Source organism: Pseudoalteromonas sp. MTN2-4 (assembly GCF_042848605.1).
Lineage (GTDB): Bacteria > Pseudomonadota > Gammaproteobacteria > Enterobacterales > Alteromonadaceae > Pseudoalteromonas.
Genome location: NZ_BTGK01000001.1, coordinates 399719 through 417552 on the forward strand (window position 1 = coordinate 399719; position 17834 = coordinate 417552).

At 39.8% G+C, this 17834-nt stretch carries 16 protein-coding genes and 1 other RNA gene; 6 read left to right on the forward strand and 11 right to left on the reverse strand.

The genetic code is table 11. The features are described from left to right. The first annotated feature begins 21 nt into the window (after positions 1-21). Entirely contained in the window at positions 22-1998 is a 1977-nt protein-coding gene (locus ACGHEH_RS01875; protein ID WP_390441344.1) for a TonB-dependent receptor plug domain-containing protein, read from the forward strand. 71 nt (positions 1999-2069) lie between these two features. On the opposite strand, the gene ACGHEH_RS01880 is transcribed toward ACGHEH_RS01875, so the two are convergent. The 3 genes from ACGHEH_RS01880 to ACGHEH_RS01890 all read right to left on the reverse strand — a co-directional run bounded on the left by ACGHEH_RS01880 (position 2070) and on the right by ACGHEH_RS01890 (position 4101). Then, entirely contained in the window at positions 2070-2873 is an 804-nt protein-coding gene (locus ACGHEH_RS01880; RefSeq protein WP_390441346.1) for a DODA-type extradiol aromatic ring-opening family dioxygenase, read from the reverse strand. A 47-nt stretch (positions 2874-2920) separates the two neighbouring features. Further along, a complete protein-coding gene (locus tag ACGHEH_RS01885; RefSeq protein WP_390441349.1) occupies positions 2921-3484 on the reverse strand; it encodes a YceI family protein in 564 nt (187 codons plus the stop codon). Between the two features lie 89 nt (positions 3485-3573). Next, the gene (locus ACGHEH_RS01890; protein WP_390441351.1) at positions 3574-4101 is read right to left on the reverse strand and encodes a cytochrome b; all 528 of its coding nucleotides are present in this window, start codon (positions 4099-4101) and stop codon (positions 3574-3576) included. Between the two features lie 151 nt (positions 4102-4252). Here ACGHEH_RS01890 and ACGHEH_RS01895 point away from each other — a divergent pair, with 151 nt between their 5' ends. The 3 genes from ACGHEH_RS01895 to ACGHEH_RS01905 all read left to right on the forward strand — a co-directional run bounded on the left by ACGHEH_RS01895 (position 4253) and on the right by ACGHEH_RS01905 (position 7145). Next, a complete protein-coding gene (locus ACGHEH_RS01895) occupies positions 4253-5161 on the forward strand; it encodes a LysR substrate-binding domain-containing protein (RefSeq protein WP_390441353.1) in 909 nt (302 codons plus the stop codon). A 100-nt stretch (positions 5162-5261) separates the two neighbouring features. After that, positions 5262-6263, forward strand: coding sequence for a tetratricopeptide repeat protein (locus ACGHEH_RS01900; protein ID WP_390441356.1), 1002 nt, complete (start codon positions 5262-5264; stop codon positions 6261-6263). 123 nt (positions 6264-6386) lie between these two features. Further along, positions 6387-7145: a DsbC family protein gene (locus ACGHEH_RS01905; RefSeq protein WP_390441359.1), complete on the forward strand. Its 759-nt coding sequence runs from the start codon at positions 6387-6389 to the stop codon at positions 7143-7145. A 196-nt stretch (positions 7146-7341) separates the two neighbouring features. On the opposite strand, the gene ACGHEH_RS01910 is transcribed toward ACGHEH_RS01905, so the two are convergent. From ACGHEH_RS01910 to ACGHEH_RS01925, 4 genes are all read right to left on the reverse strand, one after another. Then, positions 7342-7737, reverse strand: coding sequence for a VanZ family protein (locus ACGHEH_RS01910; RefSeq protein WP_390441361.1), 396 nt, complete (start codon positions 7735-7737; stop codon positions 7342-7344). A 407-nt stretch (positions 7738-8144) separates the two neighbouring features. After that, positions 8145-8627 (reverse strand): Imm39 family immunity protein, encoded by a 483-nt coding sequence (locus tag ACGHEH_RS01915; protein WP_390441364.1) that lies wholly within the window; start codon positions 8625-8627, stop codon positions 8145-8147. 74 nt (positions 8628-8701) lie between these two features. Further along, positions 8702-9079, reverse strand: a complete 378-nt coding sequence (locus ACGHEH_RS01920) for a hypothetical protein (protein WP_390441366.1) — start codon at positions 9077-9079, stop codon at positions 8702-8704. A gap of 122 nt (positions 9080-9201) precedes the next feature. Further along, positions 9202-9519, reverse strand: a complete 318-nt coding sequence (locus tag ACGHEH_RS01925; RefSeq protein WP_390441369.1) for a hypothetical protein — start codon at positions 9517-9519, stop codon at positions 9202-9204. Between the two features lie 712 nt (positions 9520-10231). Here ACGHEH_RS01925 and ACGHEH_RS01930 point away from each other — a divergent pair. Next, positions 10232-11971, forward strand: coding sequence for an alpha/beta hydrolase family protein (locus tag ACGHEH_RS01930; RefSeq protein WP_390441371.1), 1740 nt, complete (start codon positions 10232-10234; stop codon positions 11969-11971). Positions 11972-12289: 318 nt separating this feature from the next. Here ACGHEH_RS01930 and ACGHEH_RS01935 read toward each other — a convergent pair whose 3' ends face one another. The 3 genes from ACGHEH_RS01935 to ACGHEH_RS01945 all read right to left on the reverse strand — a co-directional run bounded on the left by ACGHEH_RS01935 (position 12290) and on the right by ACGHEH_RS01945 (position 14450). Then, positions 12290-12751, reverse strand: coding sequence for a hypothetical protein (locus ACGHEH_RS01935; RefSeq protein ID WP_390441374.1), 462 nt, complete (start codon positions 12749-12751; stop codon positions 12290-12292). A gap of 569 nt (positions 12752-13320) precedes the next feature. Beyond that, positions 13321-13417: signal recognition particle sRNA small type (gene ffs, locus ACGHEH_RS01940), an RNA gene on the reverse strand. Positions 13418-13547: 130 nt separating this feature from the next. After that, a complete protein-coding gene (locus ACGHEH_RS01945; RefSeq protein ID WP_390441376.1) occupies positions 13548-14450 on the reverse strand; it encodes a DUF3014 domain-containing protein in 903 nt (300 codons plus the stop codon). 151 nt (positions 14451-14601) lie between these two features. Between ACGHEH_RS01945 and ACGHEH_RS01950 the strand changes: the two genes are divergently transcribed. Then, a complete protein-coding gene (locus tag ACGHEH_RS01950) occupies positions 14602-15753 on the forward strand; it encodes a patatin-like phospholipase family protein (RefSeq protein ID WP_390441378.1) in 1152 nt (383 codons plus the stop codon). A 50-nt stretch (positions 15754-15803) separates the two neighbouring features. Here ACGHEH_RS01950 and ACGHEH_RS01955 read toward each other — a convergent pair whose 3' ends face one another. Continuing rightward, a complete protein-coding gene (locus ACGHEH_RS01955) occupies positions 15804-17777 on the reverse strand; it encodes a cation:proton antiporter (protein WP_390441381.1) in 1974 nt (657 codons plus the stop codon). Between the last annotated feature and the right edge of the window lie 57 nt (positions 17778-17834).

The window sequence follows — 17834 nt, forward strand, 5'->3', positions numbered from 1 at the left end:
TGTGTACACTTTGAGGTAAAAATGCAATTTAAACTTTCTAAACTGGCTTTATCTGTAATCCTATTTTCACCCTTATCTTATGCTGGCGGTCATGAAGAGCATGAACACGACCATCATGGTCATGAAAAGAAGGCCATAGAAAAAATTCAGGTCACCGCGTCTAGACTGGGTCGCGTAGTCACAGAGTCGGCAACTCGTACCGAAGTCATTATTGGTGAAGAAGTTCAAGAAAAGGCGTTAATGCGCCCTGGTAATATTTCTATGCTCGTTGCTGAAACCGGTGGTGTACGAGTACAAAATACCTCTCCAGCACTGGGCAGTGCTAACATTCGCTTACAAGGTTTATATGGTCGATATACTCAGTTACTGAGTGATGGCTTACCACTTTATGGCGGACAAACCGCTTCTATCGGACTGCTGCAGATCCCCCCGACCGACTTAGCCAGTGTTGAGATTATCAAAGGTTCTGCCTCATCTATGTATGGCGGTTCAGCACTGGGTGGTGTGATTAATTTGATCTCCCGTACACCTTCAGATGAATTCGAGGGTGAAGTATTATTAAATGCCACATCAAAAAATGGTCAAGACGTCACCGCTTATTTGGCCGCGCCTGTTTCTGAGTCAATGGGCGCTTCCATTACCGCAGGTGCACACCATCAAGAAGAACAAGACTTAGACAATGACGGCTGGCTCGATATGCCCTATTACGAAAGAGCAACAGTGCGACCGCGTATATATTGGTCAGGTGAAAATGGCGCTAATTTGTATATGACCATGGGCGCCATGAAAGAGCGCAGAAACGGGGGGACCGCTGAAGGAGCACTCATGCCAGACGGTCAACCATTTGTGCAAAATCAGGATTCTTTGCGTCTCGATGGCGGTTTGATATTCGAACAACCTTTAAATGACACATTGAGCTTAAATGTCCGTGGTTCATTGATGCAACAAGAGCATGAACACCAATATGGACGTGTAATAGAAGACGACAAGCATAACAGCTACTTAGTTGAATCTTCAGTCACAGGCTTCACCAACAAGACAGCCTGGATTGTAGGTCTTGCGTATCAACAAGAGCAATTCGAGTCAGAACAGTACAATGAATTCGATTATACATTCGAAGTGCCTGGTTTATTCTCACAGCTTGATTATGACGCGACTGACGAATTGGCGTTGTCTCTAAGCGCCAGAACAGATTGGCACAGCGAATATGGCACTCAATTTAGCCCGAGAGTCTCAGCACTATATAAACCAGAAAATTGGTCCATGCGTGGCTCTTTCGGTAAAGGTTACTATGCGCCAACGCCTTTCATCGAGGACATTGAAGACGCAGGTCTGTCACGATTAGCACCACTAGACAACCTAGAAGAAGAAACAGCCACCACCGCGTCTGTTGATTTTAGCTATACCGTCGATAGCATTGAAACAAGCCTGACACTGTTTGCGTCTGACATAGATAATGTCACTGAATTAGAAAAAATGAACTGTATCGGCTGTGACAAAACAGTACGCATTGTCAACGCAGCTGGCCAAAGTGAAATTAGAGGTGCCGAACTACTTCTTCGTTTCCGTTGGCATGATATTAAATTCACTACCAGCTATTTATACACCGATGCGAGCACACAAGATGATACAACCGGCTCAATCTCACCTATCGCGCTTACACCCAAACATTCTGCGGGCGCAGTGATCATGTGGGAAGAACATGGTAGTCATCTACTCGGTTTTGAAGCTTACTACACGGGCACGCAACAACTCGAAAACAACCCATACCGAACTCAAAGTGATGCTTATTGGCATTTAGGGCTGTTAGGACAGATTACATTTGGCAATGTAAGCTGGTTTGTAAATGCTGAGAACCTGCTGAATGTTCGTCAAACAAAAGACGACGCTTTGGTTTTACCTGAGCAATCAGCGAGTGGCCGCTGGACTACAGATATTTGGTCACGTAATGATGGCTTTACCGTCAATGCCGGTGTTCGAATTCAATTTGGGCATTAATACCAGTTTTCACTAATGCTTGATCAATAGGTAACGCATTACTCGATATAAAGTCAATTCGGGTAATGCGTTCATTTGTACCATGCAAACATGGCCGAGTTTCGATTCAAAATCTTAACGTCTAACTGCTCATCAGCAGCACTATTAGCTAACCCATAACACACATGCAGTGGCATCAAATGCTCTTCGCGAGGATGACAAAATCTTGCATGGGGCGCATTTGCCCAATCTAAGAGTTGGCTTGCTCGCATATTTTCACCAAGTGTTTTATTACTTACTGTGTCTCTGAGCCAAGTCTCAAATGCCAAATTTTTTTCATCAACTTCTCTGTCACTTTGCGAGAAAAAAGCACGCATATTATGAAAAGAGAACCCAGAACCAATCACTAATAAATTGTCATACTCTAGTGACTGTAAAGCTTTACCAATATTGAGGTGTAAGTTTGGCTCTAAACTCTTCGCCAATGATAGCTGCACACAGGGAATGTCAGCCTCCGGAAACATGATTTTCAAGGGAATAAACATGCCATGGTCAAAGCCGCGCTGCGCATCGAGCTGATGTTCAATGCCCGCTTGCGCTAATGCTGTTGCCACTTGAGATGCCAACTTTGGTGAGCCAGTACATGAATACTGGATGTTATATGCCGCTTCAGGAAAACCATAATAGTCATAAATGAGCTCTGGTAATTCTGAAGAGGTAATTGTCGGTACAGCTTCTTCCCAGTGGGCGCTTATCAACAAAATAGCACTTGGCTTTTCAATACATTTCACCAATTTCTCTAGTGCATTGACCATTTCTGTATGGCTGGGGTCGCCCAATAAAGGCATCGGCCCCCCGCCGTGAGAGATAAAAAATACATTGTGTTTTGTTGTCATAGCACACCACAAAGATTAATAGCTAAGCACTAATAGTAAAGTGCGTATTACTTTCGAATACCTTCAACATGCAAGTCGAGCATCACCGTTGTTGGACCTAACACTTCTTTCATACCATAGTCTGCTAGACGAATTTCAGTGGTACCAGAGAAACCAGCTCGGTAACCGCCCCAAGGATCTTTACCTTCACCAATTTTTTGCGCATCAATGACAATATTCTTAGTCGTTCCATGCAGTGTGAATGCGCCCTTCACTTCTAGTTTGCCATTACCTTTATCGATAATTTTGCTGCTTACAAATTTCGCAGTTGGAAATTTCCCAACATTTAAAAAGTCACCACCTCGAAGGTGCTTATCACGCTCTGCATGATTTGAATCGATACTCGTAGTATCAATATTCACTTCAATTTGTGCGTTGTCATAACTTTTACCATCGTAGTTAAAAGAACCTTCTAATGTGTTAAAACGACCCGTTAACCAAGACACACCTAAATGCGATGTTTTAAAGTTAATAAAGGCATGTGCTCCTTTGGTATCAATCACGTATTCAGCAGCACTTGCCGTTGTTGATAACGCGCCTAGAAACGCTGCAGTTAAAATAAGCTTTTTCATTGTAATCTCCTGTTTAGAAGCCAAAATATTTAATAAGTGAAGATGAATGCACCTACTTGTTTTTAAAACACTTACCTTTGTGAAACGTCTTAAAGCATGCGCTTTAATGTATTGTCTTTATCTATGAAATGATGTTTGAGAGCAGCTAATGCGTGTAATAGAACTAACCCCATCAAACCATAAGCACTGTATTTATGAATGAGCCCTGCAGTGTCGGCTTGTTGTGAGAAAAGCTCTCCAAAGCTTGGCAACACAAACCAGTTAAATACTTCAATACCGCGACCATCGGCAGTTGAAATTAAGTAGCCACTGACACAAATCACAACAATCAGCAGGTATAAAACGGTATGCGCAGCTTTTGCCATAAATTGCTCAAATGCATTAACCACAGCATCTGGACTCATGTTATTTGCCTTCCAACATAGCCTTGTAATGGTCAATAGCAGTAAAAGTACACCGACACTTTTATGAATAAATGGCGCGGTTCTGTACCAATCACTGTAATAATTCAGCTCTACCATCCACCAGCCAGACGCAAACATACCTATGACGACCACTGCTGACACCCAGTGCAGGCTTTTCGCCACCCAGCCATAGTTCTGTGTTGTGTTTTTCATTCAAAACCTCATTCGTTTGTTAACTCAATCAACAAACCTCTTTTTCAATGCTTGCTATATTACTATTACGATTTCTTATGATTAAGCAGAGCTATGTTGTATTATTTACAACATTTCGTTGATAGTGGGTTGTTAATTGAGGGGTGTGGTAATGATTAAAATTGAATTGCTCAAAGTGTTTTTAAGCGTTGCTGATGAAGGCAGCTTTACCAAAGCAGCAGTAAAATTAGAGATGTCGAATCAACTGGTAAGTAAATATATTTCGCAGCTTGAAACACATCTTAATGCCCGCCTGTTCAATCGCACGACCCGTAAAGTAAGCCTCACGGAATCGGGCGAAAAGTGCCGCCAACACGCGAAACAAATACTAGAAAATGTAGATAACTTAGAAGCACAATTTGGTGAGCTGCAAACAACGGTCACAGGTACTTTGAATATCAGTGCGCCCGTTTCATTTTCGACTTTACATCTATCGAAGTTCATCAGTGTATTTAGAAAAAAGTACTCTGAAATAGAGCTCAACATTCAGCTTAACGACCGTAAAGTAGATGTGATCGAAGAAGGTTTTGACGTTGCGCTACGAATTGGTCAATTGCAAAGCTCTTCTTTGGTTGCAAAGAAAATAGCGCCTGTACGTTTGGTTTTATGCGCTTCTCCTGAATACTTAATACATAATGGCACGCCTTCGCACCCGAGCGAGCTCAACCCTAAGCACTTTTTGCATTACAGTTATTCTAGCTATGACAAAACCGACAACCTACTTTTGAACACGCTAAAATCAATAAGTCAAAACAAACATCCCACTATTATCTCGAATAACGGTGAGCTACTGATGGCCGCCGCCATCGCTGGAGAAGGCTATTTGGTGCAGCCCACATTCATTGCAGGTCATGCGCTCAGAAAAGGAGATTTGCAAATATTCTTAGAAAACTATGAACCTGAGCCCATTGCGTTATATGCGGTTTATCCGCATCGCAAACTGCTCTCTTCAAAAGTAAGAGTCTTTATTGACGAACTCAGTGAGTTTTTTGGTGAAAAGCCGTATTGGGACGAGTTTTAATTTCAAAGACACCTAGATTCACCAGATCAAAGCGGTAATTTGCTAACTTCATAATTAACCTATATAAAGACCTTATGTCAGTATGCTTTAAGGATAACCTGTGGCAATTTATCAATTTTTAAAATTCACCTTTTGTGATCAAAGCTATCAGTTACGCCACTCAGGTAAACCCATAAATATCCGACCTAAGACAGCGCAAGCAATAGAGCTGTTTGTTAATTACCCTCAGACTCTAATCACCAAAGATGAATTGCACACTGCTTTATGGGGCAGTCCACAACACCAAGATTATCGCCTTTTTCAGGTGATCAGTGAAATACGCAAGCTTGCGCCCAATAATGACCTTATTCGCACTCAACCTAACCATGGCTATTACTGGTTAGCTCCTACTGAAAAATTAGCAGTAAAAAAGTCAAATAAAATGACACACTATGCCATTGCTGCATGCCTAACCATTACTTGTATCACTGCAACAAGCTTGTTAATTAGAGAAAATAATACGTTTGAGCCTGCTTTACCACCCACTTTTAGTAGCTATACAAATGCAGTAGATGCTTATCGTTCAAAAGACTATGCGACAGCTCAAAAATGGCTTGAGTTCAGCCTAAAAGAAAACCCATATTCTCAAGAAGCCAAGCTGCTGTTAGCTGAAATAAAATTCAGTCAACAACAGCTAGCCCATGCTAAGCAATTAGCACATGAACTCGTGCTAGAAAATGAATCACAAAGCTATTATCGAGGACAAGCGTTTTCGTTGTTAAGTAGAATCGCCGCAATTCAGAATAACTATAATGATGCGCTAGACTTTGCAATTCAAGGCAAAGAGTCCGCAGAAGCAGGTTTTGCAAGCTGCAGTGCACACATGTTCGAACAGCAAATCGCAGCCTTAGTCAATAAACAGCAAGATACACCGCTTAACTCAAAGGTACGACTGCAAATCGACAGTGAACAGGCGCTTTCAAGTAATTCAGAAAACAAAATAGAAAAAAGCGAACATGCGCAACTTTGTAAAGAACTAAAAGACTCTGTGACGTCAAAGCGCAAGTGTAAAAATGTTGAATATACAGCCCAATTAATAGGCTTTAGGCAATTCACAACCTAGGCATAAGTTAATGATAATAAAGTTAATATATATAATTATAGAAACTTAGAGGCATTTATACTGACATAAAATGCGCAGCTCACTGTATAAATGTATTCACTTATCTAATCTTGTGAGCAGCCAATGAAAGCACTTAGTAAATTATCAATTTTAGCAATTGCCACTTTAACCTTTATCAGCCCTAACGGCCTATCTGAAGAGGTACCTGACAATCAATCACCCAGTTATTCCAACTCAGTTCTAAGTGCAAAACTGCATCGATTACTTGGTCCTAAGGCAAGCTTTGAAATCACATCATTTAATGACTATTTCGAGCGCGTCACAATCGACAATCAAATCTTACTTGCTAGCAAAGATGGGCAGCATTTATTTTGGGGTAAAGTGATCGACACCTCTACAAGCGAAGACCTAATTGAACAAGCAAACCAACAACACAGACAAACATTATTCAAATCTATTCCTCGAGAGAAACTACTCACCTACTCAGCAAAAGAAGAACGACATCAAATAACTATTTTTACCGATATTGACTGCCCATTTTGCAGAAAACTCCACACTCAAATAAAAGACTTAAACCAACTAGGTATCAGTGTCGATTATGTCATGTTGCCGAGAGGAAATGCTGGTAGCAAAGCGTTCAATAAAACCGTGAATGCGCTTTGCGCCACAAACCCGCAAGCCGCGATGGACTCTGCAATGCATAAGGGGCATTTTGAAACGAACAATCAAGCAACTACAGAATGCATCAACAACCTCAATACTCAAAAAGCTTTGGCACAAAAATTTGGTTTTAGTGCTACCCCGACTATTTTATTTGCCAATGGAGAAGCAGTACCTGGCTTTATGAGTACAGAAGATATAATTAATATAATTAAAAAATAGAATCAATTTAAGAAGGTTATTTCGCTGTATGGAGAGTAAAATATTTACGCCCGAAAGCACAGTATTGTAACAGCCCAAAAAAATGAAAGTATTTACTATCAAAAAACGTAGGTGCTTCAAAAGTTTAAGGAATAAAAAGGTTAGGCATATTCAGGGCTATCCATAGTTATATAACGCATCACTTAGCTGCTGGAGGTCAGTTGTAACGCCTTGTTAAATTTCTCTTTACTAAGGTGCTGGATAGCCAAGTAAATAGTAAGATACCAACCATATCAGCAGTGTAATCATATATATCTAGAGTTCTCGTTGGCATAAAATGCTGACTTAACTCTTCCAAGGTGACAAAGACAAAAACAGCAGCTGTGCCCCAAAATACATTTACTTTACCTAGCTTGAATACCTTAAATTTACTCGCAAAATTAGCAAGCAAAGTAAGCATACCAAATAAGCCAAGATGCCCAACCTTATCTCCATACGGAATTATGCGTACAAGATCAAAGAAAATACTTTGTTGCCCAGTATTAGCTAAATAGATAATCCAAATAATAAATAAAAAGAAGCAACTGGATATTGTTATTGTTAATTTATGCATAAATCTTTTCTGAGCTTATAAGTGTTCTTTGGAACCATTTCCGTTATAAGGTGTTCTTTTAGTAATTTAGCCTTCTTCCCCTTTATACACGCATCCTAAAGAAGGCAGTATTTATTTAGAAATACAATAACACCTAAAATAAATAGAACTCTACCAGCATATGTAGAATTATTGTTCACTCACATGACAGCCTAAAGTTTTAACTCTTCAGTCACTGTTGCCCCATACCCGAGCAAAGCATAATAAGCATCATGAACCCCATATTTAGGAAGATAATCAAGACTTCTTTCATACGCCAATCCTTCTTTGCCAGTTAACGCCTCGGTGAAAAGGCAGAATTTGGTTGGTTATAATGTGCAGCGGAGCGAAACCAGCCAACTGAATTTTGTCTTCTTACAAACTGTTTGTTAGTTTGCGTTAATTACCAAACTTGCCTTTTCAAGTTCTTCTTTTGGTAATGCATATTTTTCAGCTACAGCTATTAGACACAAAATAGTTAACTTTTTGTAATAATTAACCAAAAGCTCCTTGCTGTTGTGAATATCATAAATTTCACTAACATCCACCTCTATAGCTATCGGTAAATCTCCATACCTCTTATTGATTCTATTAAATGTTGGGAGAGCATCATTTTTTTTACCATAACGAATAATCAAACCAACCCATTCGAATGGTGCATTTTCGAAGTATGAAGATGAAATCAAAATTGATTCCAGAGAATCTCTTGCTTCGCTCATTGCGACGATAGAGTTTCTAATTTTAGAACCTACTAGATCAACCGCGCCCAAAACTAGTTTTCGATTATGTGCCATATTTAATTTGCAAACTAACGCTTTTCTAATGCGCCTAAATTGCTTGGCTAAAATTTGCGACGAAAGAGCGTAAGCCAAGCGTTTTACGTCCTTTTAAGCAATTTGTTATAGGGTAAATTACCATATCTTCCACCAGGGCTTTTCCGAGTTATTCACTGGCTCTCCTGGACGATAAATTTTCTCGCTTGCCCGTCAGCTACTATTATGTCTAATTCCAATGCTTTTTCTAAGACAAATGGGAATAACTCATCGGCTCTAGAGTATGCGATAGCAACCATCCCCATTTTACTGGCGAAGTTATTTATCATCGGACCATCTGACCAAGGGCAATTATCTAGCTCAGGATCGTCATCAGTATAACTATATAAACAGGGATACTTTTTGGTTAGTGCACTGTGGAGTTGAACTAGTTTCTCATGCGCCCCACATTTATCTTCGTGATATTCTTCTCGAAGGTGTTCAATAAAGCTCCATGCTTCTGTTTCTTCTTTTGGTAATTCAGTGAGTATAAAATCGACTGTAAACCTCATCTATCCATTTACCTATAACGCCGCAAATAAACGGCTAAAAATAGTTGGCTAGAATTTGTGAGGTACGAACAAAGCCAACTGTTTTTTGTCCGCGCTTTTAATTTGCATTGTTATGTACCGCTTTAAGCAGAACATTCATTAACTATATTTTCCATAAATTCTTTTGATTCCTTAAAAGACTTAGGTGTAAACACCTCATCTGGGTCTTCTGTATTTGTTCCATCAATTGTTAATTCATAGTAAGTAATTTGCCCTTCAGCTTTTTCTACTTCTACGGAGAGCAAATAACTAGTTAATGACCGGTACTCTTCAAATTTCTCATAGAAGCAGGCCTCATAGACAGGAGCATCGAGTTTTTTACCATAACCCACCAATTTGATAGATTGGAAACCACATGCAGCCAACAAAGAACAAAGTAAAATTGAAATCAGTGTTTTCATATCACCCTAGGTACATAACAGCTTTTTCAAAGGAAAAATGCCTGATTTTATCTGAACAAAATCGGGAATCTTTCCTGTTAATTTCGTTAACATTACAGTGCTAATCTATAAGAATCAACAATTTGTAGACTCCACTTGAAATAGACAGGAATTGTAAATATCGAAAATCAGGAATTGTAAAAAGATTTGGCTTTTTATCAAAAGCTCCATTTAACTGAAGCTATTAGCTGTTAAGACTATAAGTAACGCTCTAGCCTTATCTACACGAGTAAATATTTGTTCAAGGTTTGAGCATAAAAAACTATCTGTACTTATTATTCTTCCTGCCAAGATAATTTTAAAGCTAACCTAACCCGTTCTTTCTTGGGTCAAAATGAAAACAACCACCAAGTGTTTAGGACAATTCAACGAATAAGCTATATAAGTTTTTAAGGGTTTTATTACAAATGATGTTTGAAGCTAAAAGTGACTTATTTAAGAGGTTTTATCTGAATTGGCATCATGTCAGAAGCGGAAATTGTTGGTTATAAGCGCTGAATTAGTGTTTTACTTTAAGCGCAACCTTCAAACTTTCATTCAAACACTAATTTAAACCTTTTTAGAGTAACTTGCGTCTCAGATAGCATAATTATAAGAAATTGTGTTTTTTTATAGCAAGATCAATTTGATATACAATACCACTCGCTGAATTTTGACATTAGGGACAATTTTGATGCTCACTCGTTTTTCGTGTTTTTTTGCCATCCTATTAATGGTTACCACCTCTTTTTCGACATTCGCTTCAGATGTTTTAGAGTGTGTTATTGAAAGATATAGCCAGCCAAATAGTTCGTTTACGGGTTTACCTAACCCTGCTGAACTGGGCGAACATAAATACAAAGTAATGAACTATGGCGAACAACCTTTTTTATTTGCTATCTCAAAACCGGATGTCATTGCTCCAAATGTGAGCTTGCCGAGCTTTCTTTCAGACTATTCTCGCAACCAAGGATATGAAGACAATGCTTACCACAAATTTAAAAGTAGTAATTTACCTTTGCAGGCTAAAGTTTGGCTTCCGTTAGCAGCCCAACCTCTGCCGTTAGTATTTTTAGTCCATGGAAATTCTGCGCCTGGGTTTGATTACCTGGGTGAGTTACTCGCCAGCCGCGGGCATTTTGTGGTGCAAGTAGATCAAACGTATTTGAATGGCTTGTGGGGAGAAAATGGTGCCCGTGGTTGGATACTGCTTGAACATATCAAACTGCTAAAAAAATGGAATGCTGAGCAAGACCATGCTTTTTATAACAAGCTAGATTTAGAGAATATCGCTTTGATAGGCATGTCTAGAGGGGGTGAGGCTGTTGCTTTAGCTGCATCATTTAATCAATGGAAAACTTTACCTGATAGTACTGAATCAACAGGGTTTGGTTTTAACATTAAATCCGTTGTCGCATTAGCCCCAATGGACGGGCAATATCAACATGCCGATGGCAGAAACATCCTGAAAAATGTTAACTATTTAGTGTTACAAGGCGGCCATGATGCAGATGTTTATCAGTTTCTTGGTAGCCAACAATGGCATCGCACTCACTTCGATGCTGATAAAGACTTCTTAAAGCAGTCCATTTATATTTATCGTGCTAACCACATAAACTTTAATCAAGATATGTCTGATGATTACCATTGGGGAAGCAGCAAAGATTTTTATTCAAAGCTATTAACCCCCAAACAACAAGAGAAGTTAACTAAAGTGTATGTTTCTGCTTTCTTAGAAGCTACATTGGCGAACAAAAAAGCGTATCGAAAAATTTTTAGACAACCTGTGACTAATGAGTTTGGTCTTCCAGACGATATTTATATCAGTCGCCATATGACATCTGACTTCAAAACTATAGAAGATTTTGAGGGTGACGCTGAAAAAGAAAGCATCGTTAAAGCCCTATCCGATAAAACATTAGAAGAAGTGCAAATCAGCATAGATTCAGAGCGTTTAAGAAACGGCACTAAAACGTCTAATAATGTATTAAAAGTTCAACTTAAGAAAAAAGTTGAAACACGGTTGAGCATTAAGTTCACAGGTGCTGAGTTGTCTCAGCAAAATCGCAAAGAAGAACCCTACCTAAGTTTCTCACTGGCTAGAGCTGATTCAGGAGAAGGCGAAGAATGTGGATCATACAATTTGTTATCTGATACCAAGGTAGAGCTACTTAATAAGTCTGATGTCGTGTTTAAAAAAAGTTTGGCCGCATCTGGCAGTGTCTCGCCTTTATTAATTTCTGACTTCTCTGAATTGGAAAAAGGTGATGTGAGATATGCGCCAACGGAGCCAGTTTTGCAAACCTTCACACTCCCTATTGAATTGAATAAGCCAATCAGTGCCGAAAGCGAATTAGAGATTGTCTTTATTTTTGAACCGACTAGAGATGTAACTATCATCTTAGATGATATTGGAATAACGACTTCGTTATAGCTCATCAACCTTCTTTTAAAACAAGCGAGTCATTCACGCATTAGAAAAGTGAGTTTACCTTTAGGAAAGGTATAAAATCGTTTTTAACGGCAGCGAGTACAGCAAAGCTAGCATTAGTCTCTAACACGTTTTTGTCAGAACCTTTGTTACCATGAAAAGTGCAAGTCTGGCCAAATTAATTTATAAACTCAGCGTCGAGCATGTAAATACTAAAACCTAAACTTCAAACCTTCTCATTCTCTGTCACGCTAAGGCTTAATGAGTGAGCTAATCGTGACATTTGAAAATGTAACACTAGGCAAAGCCTAACCTGCTCTTTTATCGACTTAAAGTTGATGGGATTTTACATTCATAATCTAAGCTAGACATCTTTACACTGCGTGTATTTTCTGTAGTTTTCATTTCCTTTATAGGAAATGAAAAAATTATTTTACTGTTATCCAGATAGGAATTATTCAAGCAGGCTATAACTTGACTGCTTTGATCAGCACTCGATAAGTACAAATTGTATCGAGTAACATTTATATCACTTGAGTTTTTAACAACTAGGCGAATTGCTCCTAGAGGCGCTAAATTTTTATTTAAGTGCTGCTTTAATTTTATAATTAGAAAACCCATATCAGCACCGCATAGCATTGATGAAGGACGAAAATCAATCACAGAAGTATATTCCTTTATCAACTTCAAATCACAACTACCAGCATTAGCAGTACTCGTCAAAGAAAGTGAAAGAAGAGAGGTAAGTAAAGCTAATTTGCACCTCGACATTACGTATGACATTTTAATCCTTTTGATATTGATATTTATATTGATATTGTCTACCAAATATATCTCTTAATTATACATACCTGCTTTCATTTTCCATTGGACCTCATCACCCAAATTATGAATGCAACCGTATGCTATTTTAATATTTCTTTCGTACTCAAACATACTCCATTTAATCACCTTAAGCGACTGATACTTCGTTTAAAATACCAACAAAGTCTGAGCTTTCTCATCAGGTATTGTATTGTGGATCCCCTTCAGAACTTGGAACTAGCACTACCGACAACCTCATTTATACAGCACTATTTTACAACTATTAGCATCAGAGTCGTTGATATGCGTTTTTAATAAAAGCATCGTCCGTTTCTGATGAAAATACGACCGCCCGCTCTAACTCATAACTGTCTAAAAGAGCGACCGACCACTATTTTCTCTTTTTGAGGCTCAGCTAAATAGCAGATAAGGACATTGGGTTAATTTTAAAATGAATACAAACAGATTAGCTCAGTTAACTAAGGAAATTAAAACGAATTGGTTTTTTGGGAGTACAAAACTGAAAATTTTGAATGATTGGGTGGTAGTCTTACCAGCCACATCCCGGCACACAAGTCATTCGCTGTGGCTGCTTCCTTCCGGACCTGACCAGGTTCACGAACTATTGTTGCGAGAGGACCAATAAGACCACCATAGTGGGCCTTGTTAGGCGCGGGTAGGATTATCTCTATTATGTGCTTTAGATTCAAGGAAAAACTGAATTAATTAAACCGATTGCCTAATGCTTAAACAATCGGTTTAAAATATGGCAAGATTAATTTGCTAAAGACTTCTTCACAGCTTCAAGCTTAGTCTTAACACGTTTCATGTTTGCAGGACCCATACGTAAGAACTGCTTTTGCGCATCCGATAACTTTTCCCATTCTGGATATGCATAGCTATAAGTCACTGAATCTTTAATCAGCGGCAAGCTTGTTTCAGGAATTGGCGTGTCTAAAAGTTCAGTGATTGCTTCATTTAATGTGTAATTAAAGTCTTCGCCCTCATAACCTATTTCTTCATAGGCTTCAAAAATAAGTGGCTGAAACTTTCTATACACACGTACGATTTGCGCATTGCTCATTTGCGTTAGCATATCGACATAAGGTGTATAACGCTCAAAGCTATTTGGATCTGTAATGATGATGTCTGACTCAAGCGCCATAAACTTATCAACCGGAGCACTCACAGGTGCATGCTTTTTTGCAAGCTTGCCTTGCGCTAAGTTATCTACAAATACCACGGTTCTGCGCACCATATCTTCAGTCATTAGCAAACCTAAAGATTGCTCAGTGAGGTATTCACCTAAGCTTTGTTTCACTTCTGCATCACTCTCATCTAACGATGGAAGCTGAGGCTCAGCAGGTTTTGCTTCAACGATACGTTCTGCAACAGGCTCAGGGGTCGGCTCTGGCTGCGGTTCAGGTTCATATGTTTCTACAACTTCAGGTTCTGGCTCAGGCTCTGGCTCAGGCTCTGGTTGACTTTGCGCCGTATTGACTGGTTTTACCGGTTCTGCGGCAGGCACGACGACGTCTTGCTTGAACTTTTCATTTTCTACTGGCTGTTCAGATTTGCTTGAAAGAATAAAAACAGCAACGACGATTAACGCCATAACAACAACGGCTGCAAATAGCAGCTGGGTTTGGGAAGGCTTTGAAGAAGGTTGTTCTGACATGTTTGCTCCGGTTAATGGCTGAACACAATATTCCGTTGAATATTCTATAATTAGTTATAAAGTAAAGATATATCACTGAGTAATTGTTGCAAGTGATATACGGTAACTGATGGCATTCGCAGCAAAAAGTTCATAATAATTAAGGGCGAATATGGAAAAAAAACCGCAAAATACTCAGCATTCAAAAATGGCATTACTACTGACCGGTGGTGGCGCAAGAGCTGCTTACCAAGTTGGCGTGTTAAAAGCATTGGCTTTAAGCATGCCTCGCAATGCCAAAATTCCTTTTCAAATTATTAATGGTACCTCTGCGGGTGCAATTAACTCAGCTGCGATGGCGTGCTACGCCTCATGTATGCACTTGGCGGTGCGCAAAATAGAATGGGTATGGCGCCAGTTTCATACTCATATGGTCTATAAGAGCTCTTTCACTGGCGCGTCGAGTTATATTCTTGGCAATATGATGCGCAGCTTTCAATCTGACTATTTAAATCATCCCCCCGCCAGCCTTCTAGATAACTCGCCGCTTCGAGCATTGCTTGATGATGTTTTAGATTTATCACGCATTGATAGAAACTTACATAGAAAATACTTAGAGGCAGTGTCTGTTACGGTATCAAGTTATTCAACCGGAAAATCAGTGGCAGTCTTTCAGTCGAATAATGCCGCCCCTTGGCAACGTGCTAAACGTGAGGGCGTTGCAGGGCAAATTACTTTAGACTTGCTCATGGCCTCAAGTGCCATTCCTATGGTGTTTCCAAGTGTCAGAGTAAAGCATCACTACTATGGTGATGGCTCAATTCACCAGCTTTCTCCGCTTAGCCCATCAATTCATTTAGGTGCCGATAAGATATTCATCATTGGTGTGGAGCAGCCAAAACGCCAACGCGCCATAGGTTACGAACCTCATTTCCCTGGAGTATCAACGGTTGCAGGCCACTTGCTAGATGGTGTTTTTGCTGACACGCTGCAATCAGATTTGGAACGTTTAGAACGAGTTAACCGAACCATAGGTTTACTGCCTTCTAACTCAAAGAATAAACACAAAGAGCTAAAACAAGTTTCAACACTGGTTATTAACCCTACGCAAAACTTTAATGAAATAGCGACCGAATGCTATGAACATATGCCACTGGCAGTCAGAATGCTGTTACGTTCGATTGGTATCAAAAAGCACTCTGAGTCGAGCTTAGCGAGTTACTTAATGTTTGAGAAAGCCTATACCCGAAGGCTCATTGAATTTGGTTATCAAGATGGGTTAGATAGACTCGATGAAATTAGAGACTTTCTAGAGCTTAATTAGGCTTGCACTCAGCTCAATTGACACTTTAAAAAACATCAGCAAACTTCGCTTTATGACAACCCCTCTAGCAAGAATTGCTCAGCTCGTTCTACGCGTCTGGGCTTTCCCTTTAGCAAAAGAATATCGTTTGCTTGCAATATGATGTCGTCATCAGGAGATTCAATTTCTTGCCCATCTCTTCTTAATGCGGTGATCACGACTCGCTGTTTGTTTAAATTCAACTGCGCTATTTGTTTATCAATGGCAAAGGCTGATTCTGGCAAGGCAATCGCATGCAGATACTCTAAACGCTCTAAAGGCTCGCTATTTTGCTCCACGGAGCCGTCAGTAAAAAAGCCATGGAGAAACTCATAACGATTTTCACGCTCTCGGCTTACTCGGCGAAATATACGACGCATCGGCACACCAGACATATGCAATACGTGAGAAATAAGCATTAAACTTGCCTCAAGTGCTTCAGGCACAACTTCTGTCACCCCCATCTTTTTAAAGTCTTCAAGATGTATATCATCTGTGGCACGAACAATAATGGAGACACCCGGCGCGACTCTTTTTATCGCATCTATCACAGGTTGATTTTGTTCAAAGTCAGACATAGTGACTATCACCAACTTAGCTTGTTCAACTTTGGCTGATTTTAAAATGGTATTTTGCGCAGCATGCCCAAATAGAACCGGTTCTCCCGCGTTTTGTGCCTCTTGGACAAGAAGTGGGTTTCGTTCAATTGCAACATAGGGGATGGCTTCTGGCTTTAAAAAGCGCGTAATGGTTTGCCCTACCCGTCCATACCCAAGAATTAGAACATGGCCATTTAAATTATGACTGCCGAACGTTTTTTGAAATTGTTCGTTACCATGTTCGCTATCGATGTTTAACACACCCAAAATACGGTCTGTTTGACTGATTAAATAAGGCGTGAGGGCCATAGATAGCACACCCAGCGCAATTAAAAATGATGCGGTCGTTGAAGCCATTAATTCATGTGTTGAAGCCAACGCAATGAGCACAAAACCAAACTCCCCCATCTGCCAAAGTAAAATACCTGATGCAATGGCATCTTTTTTACGCTCACCAATTAATTGCGCGCAGCCCCAGATAAGAAGTAGCTTCAAGACAAATAAAACCACTAACGCAGCGCAGATATACCAAAACATTTCAATAACAAAGCCAACATTGAGCTGCATACCAACAGTGACAAAAAACAGCCCCATTAAAATGTCTCTAAAGGGCCGGATCTCAGCTTCTAATTGATGTCGATACTGACTTTCACCTAACATCATGCCAGCTAAAAACGCGCCAAGCGCCATAGACAAACCAAATAAGTAAGTCAGACCAGCTGCGCACAAAGCAACCACCAAAGTAGACAGCACAAATAATTCATCGGTTCTGACTTGTGCGACTTCATTGAAGACAAATGGCAACAGCCATTTGCCAATAGCCCACAGCAAAATACAGACAAACGCCCCTTTCGCTAAGGCTATCGCCAGGGTGCTTGCTAACATCTGGTTGTCTGCCTGCGCGAATAACGGAATACTAATAAGTAAAGGTACGACAGCGATATCTTGAAACAATAAGATTCCGACCGAGAGCTGGCCTCGTCGCTGATTGATCGCGCCATTTTCTTTTAATATTTTAACCACAACGGCAGTTGAAGAAAGCGCCATGATACTGGCTATGGTAAATGCACTTAGCCAACCATAATCAAAGAAACGGACTATCGGCATAGCTACCAAAATAGTTAAGATAACTTGCAAGCCACCAAGTCCAAATACCAAGTTACGCATTGCCATTAACTTAGGTACTGAAAACTCTAAGCCAAGACTGAATAATAAAAAGACGATGCCAAGCTCAGCAATAAAGTGCATTTCATCACTCATACTCATCCAGCCAATACTCGGACTACTCGCCAGTACCCCTGTGACTAAATAAGCTAAAATTGCCGGCAAGCCAATGCGCTTGAACAACCAAACCAAAATCATTGCGGCAAGTAATAAGGCAAAAACTTGACTATAAATGCTCTGCAAATGGCCTCCAGAGAGTCAATTTTATTGATGTTTATAATTCGACTTTAGTTAACTATA